We start from the raw sequence: 7,314 nt of genomic DNA, 5'->3' as shown, positions 1-7,314 counted from the left end.
GGGGGGGGGGGGCCGGCGGCGAACCTTCGCCCCCGCCCCCCCCCCACCGCGGTCGGATTCGCGTTCGGTGAGCTCGTCGGCAACGAGGTGGAAGTGCGCATCTGGGTTCGCCCCGAACTGCGCAAGCAGGGTTACGGCACAGCCGTTCTCAAGCAGGCACGCACCGAATTGGCGGCCTACTTCCCCGGTTCGACCCTGATCGTGCGCACACCCGCCTGATCTGCGCCGCACAAGGATGCGCGCTTCCGATAGCTCTCGCTACCGGAAGCGCGCATCTTTTCTGTCAGGCTCCGTACACCGGCGTCGGTGCCTCGGTGGACGCGAGGAGCTTGTCCACGACCGGTCCGAGTTCCTTGGGATCCCAGCGGTCACCCTTGTCGACGACCTCGCCGTGACGCCAGCCGTCCGCGATGGACACCTTTCCGCCCTCGACCTCGAACACGCGGCCTGTGACGTCCTTCGATTCGGTGCTGCCGAGCCACACGACGATCGGCGAGATGTTCTCCGCCGCCATCGCATCGAATCCTTCTTCCGGCGCGGCCATCATCTCGGCCATCGCGCCGCCGGCCCCGACCGTCATGCGGGTGCGTGCGGACGGGGCGATGGCGTTGACGGTGACCCCGTAACGACCGAACTCGGCCGCGGCCTGAATCGTGAGTGCGGCGATACCCGCCTTGGCAGCGGCGTAGTTGCCCTGGCCGATGCTGCCCATCAGGCCCGCGCCCGAACTCGTGTTGATGATGCGCGCGTCGACCGGGTTGCCGGCCTTGGACTCGGCACGCCAGTACGACATGGCGTGGCGCATGGGCGCGAAATGCCCCTTGAGATGTACGCGAATCACCGCGTCCCACTCTTCTTCGCTCATGTTCGCGAGCATGCGGTCGCGCAGGAAGCCTGCGTTGTTGACCAGTACGTCGAGCCGCCCGAAGTTGTCGAGCGCCGTCTTGACGAGATTCTCCGCGCCGGCCCAGTCGGCCACGTCGTCGCCGTTGACGACGGCCTCACCACCGAGAGAACGGATTTCCTCGACGACCTGCTCCGCGGGTGATTCTCCGGTCGCGGCGCCGTCGATGCCGGCACCGATGTCGTTGACGACGACCTTCGCACCTTCCGCGGCGAGGGCCAGCGCGTGGGCGCGGCCGATTCCCCGGCCCGCGCCCGTCACGATCGCGACGCGTCCGTCCAGCAGTCCACTCACTTTGTCTCCTTCGTTCGGGCCGCTGCCATGTAGGCAGGGCGTTCGCCGCCGCCGTGGACGGTCAGTGTCGATCCGCTGACGTATGCCGCCAGCGGGGATGCCAGAAATGCTGCGCAGTGACCGATGTCGTCGGGAGTGGAGAGGCGGCCGAGCGGCACCGTGGCGCCGACGGCGGCGACACCCTCGTCGTCACCGTAGAACAGGTGCGACTGCTCCGTGTCGACCATCCCGACCACCACCGAATTCACGCGCACCTTCGGTGCCCATTCCACCGCGAGGGATTGGCCGAGACTGTCGATTCCGGCCTTCGCGGCACCGTAGGCGGCGGTACCCGGTGACGGCCTGGAACCGCTCACGCTGGAGATGTTGACGATGGATCCACCCGCGTCCTGGGTCTGCATCACCGCGTTCGCGGCCTGCGCGACGAGCAACGGCGCAAGCAGGTTGAGTTCGACGATCTTGGCGTGGAACTTCGGGCTGGCGTCTGCAGCGAGCGCATAAGGCGAACCGCCGGCGTTGTTGACGAGGGTGTCGAGCCTGCCGTGCCTTGCGACGATCTCGTCCATCAACCGGCCCACCCGATCCGGGTCGCGCACGTCGCAGGCGAGAAACTCCGCCGTCCGGCCGTCCGCCTCCACGGGATGCTCGCCCTCGTTGCGCGCGCACGTCACCACGGTCGCTCCGGCGCGGAGAAACGTTCGGGTGATCCCCGCACCGACGCCGCGGACGCCTCCGGTCACCAGCACGACCGTGCCGTCCAGTCCCAGATCCATTCACTGCCTCCGCGTCCGTGTGGTCGCCCGCGGCGACCGAGGTCGATTCGTCCGGCCCACCGGCGGGCCGCCCGCCCAACTTACCAAGCAATCGCTTGGTTTGGTATCCGTCGCCGGGCTCGACCACGCCCGGCTCCTGCTCAGTGGGAATCGGGCGATACCGGCTCGGGACCGCACTTAGCGTGGCGTCCGAGTGGGGTGTGCCGAAGAGAAGGTGATTGGGGCCATGCAGACGGTCGAGCATGATTACGAGAAGTACGTCGGCCAGGTGGCCGAGCCGCCCCGGGTCGCCCGGTACGCGGTCGACGAGGCGATGATCCGCAACTGGGTCGAAGCCCACGACGACTTCAATCCGATCTATGTCGACGCCGACGCGGCCCGCGCCACAGGTCGCGACTCCGTGGTGTGCCCACCCGCGATGATCTCCACCTGGGTGATGGCGGGGTACCGCCGGTGGCGTGAGGTGCACCGCAAGCGCGCCGCAGGAATCGTGGAGGACTTCGCGTACTCGAGGATGCTTGCCGAACTCGACAGCGAAGGCCTCACGTCCGTCGTGGCCACGAACGTCGAACAGGAATACCACCGCGAACTCGTTCCCGGGGACCACATCACCGCCCACCTGACGATCGAATCCGTATCTCCCGTCAAACGAACGGGTCTCGGCGTCGGTCGCTTCTTCACGTTGTACAAGCGCTACGAGGACCAGCACGGCGAACTCGTCGCCGAGGAGCGTTTCCGGATGCTCCGGTTCAATCCGAACACCCCCAAGGAGGCGTGATGACCACCGTCCCCAGACTCACCATCACTCAGGACAACGAGTTCTGGTTCAACGCGGTCCGCGAAGGCAGGCTCGAGATCCAGCGGTGCAGCGACTGCCACACCCTCCGGCATCCGCCCGGCCCGGCATGCCCCGTGTGCCGGTCGTTCGAGTGGGACTCCGTCGAATCATCGCGCCGCGGAACCCTGCACAGCTGGACCATCATTCATCACCCGCAGGACCCGGCGTTCGAATACCCCCTTGCCGTCGGACTGATCGACCTCGACGAAGGCATCCGCATCGTGGCCGACATCGCGGGCGTGGACCACGACAGCCTCGAACTCGGTATGGAACTCGAGGTGGGTTTCGCCGAACACGCTCACGGTGAGATCCTCCCGCAGCTGCGCAAAGTCGGAGGAACGTCGTGAATCTCTCCGAATGCGCTGTCGGGCAGTCCCTTCCCGGGCTCGAACTGCCCCTCGACCGCTCCACCATCGCCGCGACCGCGATCGCATCGCAGGACTTCGAGGACGTACACCACGATGCCGGGGCCGCACAACGGCGCGGAACACCCGATGTCTTCATGAGCATCAATGCGACGAACGGTTTCGTCGACCGCTACATCACCGATTGGACCGGGCCGGGGGCACGCATACGCCGTGCCTCGCTGCGCCTGGGCGTCCCCGCCTTCCCGGGCGACCCGCTGCAGATGAGCGGCGAGGTGGTCGCGGTCGAGGACCGCACCGTCACCGTGAAAGTGCAGGGCCGCAACAGTAAGGGCGTCCACGTCACCGCGGAGGTCGTCGTGGAGCCGTACGAGAGGAAGACTCCATGACCGTGCAGGGCTTTTCCGGAGCTGCCGCGATCGCCGGCATCGGAGCCACCGAATTCTCGAAGAACTCCGGTCGCAGCGAGTGGCAACTCGCGTGCGAGGCCGTGGTGGCCGCGCTCGCAGATGCGCAGATCGGCGTCGAAGAAGTCGACGGCTTCGCACTCTTCACCATGGAGACGAACCCCGAGATCGCCGTGGCCCGCGCGCTCGGCATCCCGGAACTGAAGTTCTTCAGCCGCATCCCCCACGGTGGCGGCGGTGCCTGCGCACCCGTCCAGCAGGCCGCGATGGCCGTCGCGACCGGCGTCGCCGAGGTCGTCGTGGTCTACCGCGCGTTCAACGAGCGCTCGGGCCACCGATTCGGCTCCGGCCCACCGCCGTTCGCCTACAACTCCAGCACCGATCAGGAATACCGCAACTGGATCAATCCGTACGGTCTGCTCACCCCTGCCCAGCAGGAAGCATTCCTGGCGCGCCGGTACATGCAGCGCTACGGCGCGACGAGCGCCGACTTCGGTCGCGTCTCGGTACTGTCGCGCAAGCACGCCGCCACCAACCCGAAGGCGTGGTTCTACGAGCGGCCCATCACCCTCGACGACCACCAGAACTCGAGGATGCTCGCCGACCCGCTGCGACTGCTGGATTGCTGTCAGGAGAGCGACGGAGGCCAGGCACTGGTCATCGTGAGCGCCGAACGCGCACGCTCACTGCCGCATCCTCCGGCCGTCATCACCGGTGCCGCGCAAGGTGTCGGCCCGCAGCAGATCTCGATGAGCAGTTACTACCGTGACGACATCGACGTGATGCCCGAGGTCGAACTGGTCGCCAAGCAGATGTGGGCACAGGCCGGTATCGGCCCGGACGACATCGACGCCGCGATCCTGTACGACGCGTTCACTCCCATGGTGCTGCTGCAACTCGAGGAGTACGGCTTCTGCGGTCGCGGCGAGGCCAAGGACTTCGTCGCCGAGGGCAACCTCGAGGTGGACGGCCGCCTCCCGGTCAACACCCACGGAGGGCAGCTCGGCGAAGGCTACATCCACGGCGTCAACGGAATCGCCGAAGGCGTGCGGCTCATCCGCGGCACCTCGGTCAACCAGCCCACCAAGGTGCTGAACAACGTCCTCGTCACGGGTGGCTCGCCGGTTCCGCACAGCGCGATCGTGCTGTCGACGGATCGCTGAACCGCGCCGCTCCCACGCCATCCGACCACCTCTCAGGAGACCACATGCATCCCGAGCTGTCCGACAAGTCACGGCGGCTACGCACCGAACTGCGGGAGTACTTCGCCCGCATCATCAACGACGAGGATCGCAGGGCCCTGGTCGACCAGACCGAGGGCGGCCCGGTCTTCGACCGGATCTACCGGCAGATGGGCAGCGACGGCTGGCTCGGACTCGGCTGGCCCGAGGAGTACGGCGGACGCGGTGAGGACCCCGAGGCTCTCTACGTCTTCTACGACGAGACGATCCGCGCGGGCGCCCCGGTCTCGCTGGTCACGCTCAACACGGTGGCACCGGCTCTGATGAAGTACGGGAGCCAGGAACACAAGGACTACTTCCTTCCCAAGATCCTCACCGGCGAGCTGAAATTCGCCATCGGGTACACCGAACCCGGTGCCGGAACCGACCTCGCGGCGCTGCAGACACGTGCGCGCATCGACGGCGACGAACTCGTGATCAACGGCACCAAGCTCTTCACCAGCTCCGCGATCTTCGCGGACTGGATCTGGCTCGCCGTGCGTACCGATCCCGACGCGCCCCGCCACAAGGGCATCTCGGTCGTGCTGGTGCCCACCTCGTCCCCGGGGTTCTCGGCTACCGAGATCAAGACCGTCGGCGGCATCAGCACCGCGGTCACCTACTACGAGGACATCCGGGTGCCGCTGAGCAACGTGGTCGGCGGAGTGAACCAGGGATGGACACTGATCACCAGCCAGCTCAACCACGAGCGGGTCGCCCTGGCCGCGCGCGGCGGTATCGCCAACGAGATGTACGACGAAGTACTCGCGTGGGCCAAGCAGGAGCCCGTCGGACCAGGTGTGCTGTTCGACGTCCCGTGGGTCCGCAAGACGCTGGCGGAGGTCTACGCACTGCTGTCGGCAGCGGATCTCGTGAACCTTCGCTTGGTGTCGGATATCGCTGCCAACACCCTCGGCGGCGGTGACTCCGCGGCAGCGAAGATCTTCGGCACCGAAGGCGTCGTCACCGCGTACGGCATGTTGCAGGAAGTGCTCGGTGCCCGCGGTCTGCTGCGTCCGGGCAGCCACGGTGCCGTGGTCGAGGGCCGTGTCGAGTCGCTCGCTCGTCGTGCGCAGAACAACACCTTCGGTGGCGGCACCAACGAGGTCCTGCGCGAGATCGTGGCAGCCAAGACACTCGGTATGACCCTGGGCGCCCGTCGGCGCCCCGAAGCCAAAGCGCCGGAGCCGGCAGCGACAACGGCCGTGACGCCGTCAGAGACGAGGAGCTGACATGGAATTCGAGCTCGATGACGACCTGATCGCCGTCGAGGACCTTGCCTCGCAGGTCTTCGGTGCGCTGGCAACGGTCGAACGGGTAGTCGAGGTGGAACGGACCGAGGGTGGCTTCGACGCCACACTGTGGAAGGCACTCGCCGACTCCGGACTGCTGGGCCTCGCCCTGCCCGAATCCGCCGGAGGCGCGGACATGGGCATGCTCGGCTTGACGACGATCCTGCAGCAGCAGGGCCGTCGCGTCGCACCGGTGCCGGTCTGGTCCGTCGTCGCAGGCGCTGCTCTCCCCCTCGCTCGGTTCGGCACACCCGAACAGATCGAGCGTTACGTCCCCGGGATCGTCGACGGGTCGATCGTCCTCACCGGCGCATTCGACGGCAACCCCGGTGAGAGCGCGGCGCTGACCGCGATCCGCAAGGGCGACGACCTGGTGATCAGCGGCGAGATTCCGTCCGTCCCCTGGGCGCCCGGCGCAGCCGGAGTGGTGGTTCCCGTCCTGTGCGACGAGTCCGTCGCCGTCGTCGTGGCATCCGCCGACGCGCCGGGCCTCACGGTCACGCCCGTGTCCGTGACCGGACAAACCGCCGACGCGGCCCTTCGCTTCGACGATGTCGTCGTCGCGGCCGCAGACGTTCTACCCGGTGACGGCACGCAGATCGCCGAGTGGACACGTCGACGGATCCGTCTCGCCATCGCAGCGCTCCAGCTCGGCGTGTGTGAGGAATCGCTGCGCATGACCGCGGCGTACACCTCCGAGCGCATGCAGTTCGGGCGGCCGTTGTCGACGAACCAGGCCGTTGCGGTGCGCGCGGCGGACGCCTACATCGACACCGAGGCCATTCGCCTGACGATGCGCCGCGCGGCGTGGCTCATCGACACCGGGCGCGAAGACGAGGCGGACGCCGCAGTGCTCGTCGCGAAGTGGTGGGCGGCGCGCGGCGGCATTCGTGTCGGCCTGACGGCTCAGCATCTGCACGGCGGGATCGGTGCCGACATCGACTACCCCATCCACCGCTACTTCCTGTGGGGGCGCCAGTTGGCCTTCACGCTCGGTGGCGCGGACGCCAGCGCCGCCGCGCTCGGCGACATCCTCGACCGCGCGCCCGGCCCCCGCCCGCCCCCGGAGCACCCCCCCCCCCCCCCCGCCCCCCCCGCTGCGGCGGCGGTGCTGTTGGACACGCGCAGGGCGCACGCGCGGCGGGGCCGCGCGACGATCGCGCGCGTCATGACGACAAGCGCGTCGCAGATCGCCTGCGGCGGGGCCACGCCCGGCGGTGG

The 7,314-nt window shown here is 67.9% G+C and carries 9 protein-coding genes; 7 read left to right on the top strand and 2 right to left on the bottom strand.

Annotated features, from left to right (window positions below; all coding sequences use genetic code 11):
• Positions 1 to 219: GNAT family N-acetyltransferase (locus TVH25_RS20015; protein ID WP_422425302.1), on the top strand; the 219-nt coding region annotated here is incomplete at its 5' end.
• A gap of 64 nt (positions 220 to 283) precedes the next feature.
• Here TVH25_RS20015 and TVH25_RS20010 read toward each other — a convergent pair.
• Together TVH25_RS20010 and TVH25_RS20005 are read right to left on the bottom strand one after the other, a co-directional pair.
• Positions 284 to 1,198, bottom strand: coding sequence for an SDR family oxidoreductase (locus tag TVH25_RS20010; RefSeq protein WP_169623124.1), 915 nt, complete (start codon positions 1,196 to 1,198; stop codon positions 284 to 286).
• On the bottom strand, positions 1,195 to 1,971 hold the full coding sequence (locus TVH25_RS20005; protein WP_378528469.1) for an SDR family oxidoreductase: 777 nt from the start codon (positions 1,969 to 1,971) through the stop codon (positions 1,195 to 1,197). Before TVH25_RS20005 ends, TVH25_RS20010 begins: the two co-directional genes overlap by 4 nt.
• Before the next feature lie 226 nt (positions 1,972 to 2,197).
• Here TVH25_RS20005 and TVH25_RS20000 point away from each other — a divergent pair, with 226 nt between their 5' ends.
• The 6 genes from TVH25_RS20000 to TVH25_RS19975 form a co-directional block, all read left to right on the top strand.
• Positions 2,198 to 2,749, top strand: a complete 552-nt coding sequence (locus TVH25_RS20000) for a MaoC family dehydratase (RefSeq protein WP_169623122.1) — start codon at positions 2,198 to 2,200, stop codon at positions 2,747 to 2,749.
• The gene (locus TVH25_RS19995; RefSeq protein WP_169623121.1) at positions 2,749 to 3,156 is read left to right on the top strand and encodes a Zn-ribbon domain-containing OB-fold protein; all 408 of its coding nucleotides are present in this window, start codon (positions 2,749 to 2,751) and stop codon (positions 3,154 to 3,156) included. The genes TVH25_RS20000 and TVH25_RS19995 overlap by 1 nt, the downstream gene beginning before the upstream one ends.
• A complete protein-coding gene (locus TVH25_RS19990; RefSeq protein ID WP_169623120.1) occupies positions 3,153 to 3,563 on the top strand; it encodes a MaoC/PaaZ C-terminal domain-containing protein in 411 nt (136 codons plus the stop codon). The genes TVH25_RS19995 and TVH25_RS19990 overlap by 4 nt, the downstream gene beginning before the upstream one ends.
• Positions 3,560 to 4,744: a lipid-transfer protein gene (locus tag TVH25_RS19985; protein ID WP_169623119.1), complete on the top strand. Its 1,185-nt coding sequence runs from the start codon at positions 3,560 to 3,562 to the stop codon at positions 4,742 to 4,744. The genes TVH25_RS19990 and TVH25_RS19985 overlap by 4 nt, the downstream gene beginning before the upstream one ends.
• A 44-nt stretch (positions 4,745 to 4,788) precedes the next feature.
• The gene (locus TVH25_RS19980) at positions 4,789 to 6,033 is read left to right on the top strand and encodes an acyl-CoA dehydrogenase family protein (RefSeq protein WP_296550248.1); all 1,245 of its coding nucleotides are present in this window, start codon (positions 4,789 to 4,791) and stop codon (positions 6,031 to 6,033) included.
• Between the two features lies 1 nt (position 6,034).
• The coding region (locus tag TVH25_RS19975) for an acyl-CoA dehydrogenase family protein (protein ID WP_422425301.1) at positions 6,035 to 7,314 on the top strand (1,280 nt) is incomplete at its 3' end.

Origin of the sequence: Rhodococcus sp. 7Tela_A2 (assembly GCF_049311045.1) — a bacterium.
In the GTDB taxonomy this organism is placed as follows: domain Bacteria; phylum Actinomycetota; class Actinomycetes; order Mycobacteriales; family Mycobacteriaceae; genus Rhodococcus.
This window is presented reverse-complemented; position numbering and strand designations above follow the sequence as displayed.

Bases quoted from the DNA above. Each gene is read 5' to 3' on its own strand.
- TVH25_RS20005 (WP_378528469.1), bottom strand. From the start codon at position 1,971: ATGGATCTGGGACTGGACGGCACGGTCGTGCTGGTGACCGGAGGCGTC.
- TVH25_RS19985 (WP_169623119.1), top strand. From the start codon at position 3,560: ATGACCGTGCAGGGCTTTTCCGGAGCTGCCGCGATCGCCGGCATCGGA.
- TVH25_RS19995 (WP_169623121.1), top strand. From the start codon at position 2,749: ATGACCACCGTCCCCAGACTCACCATCACTCAGGACAACGAGTTCTGG.
- TVH25_RS19980 (WP_296550248.1), top strand. From the start codon at position 4,789: ATGCATCCCGAGCTGTCCGACAAGTCACGGCGGCTACGCACCGAACTG.
- TVH25_RS20000 (WP_169623122.1), top strand. From the start codon at position 2,198: ATGCAGACGGTCGAGCATGATTACGAGAAGTACGTCGGCCAGGTGGCC.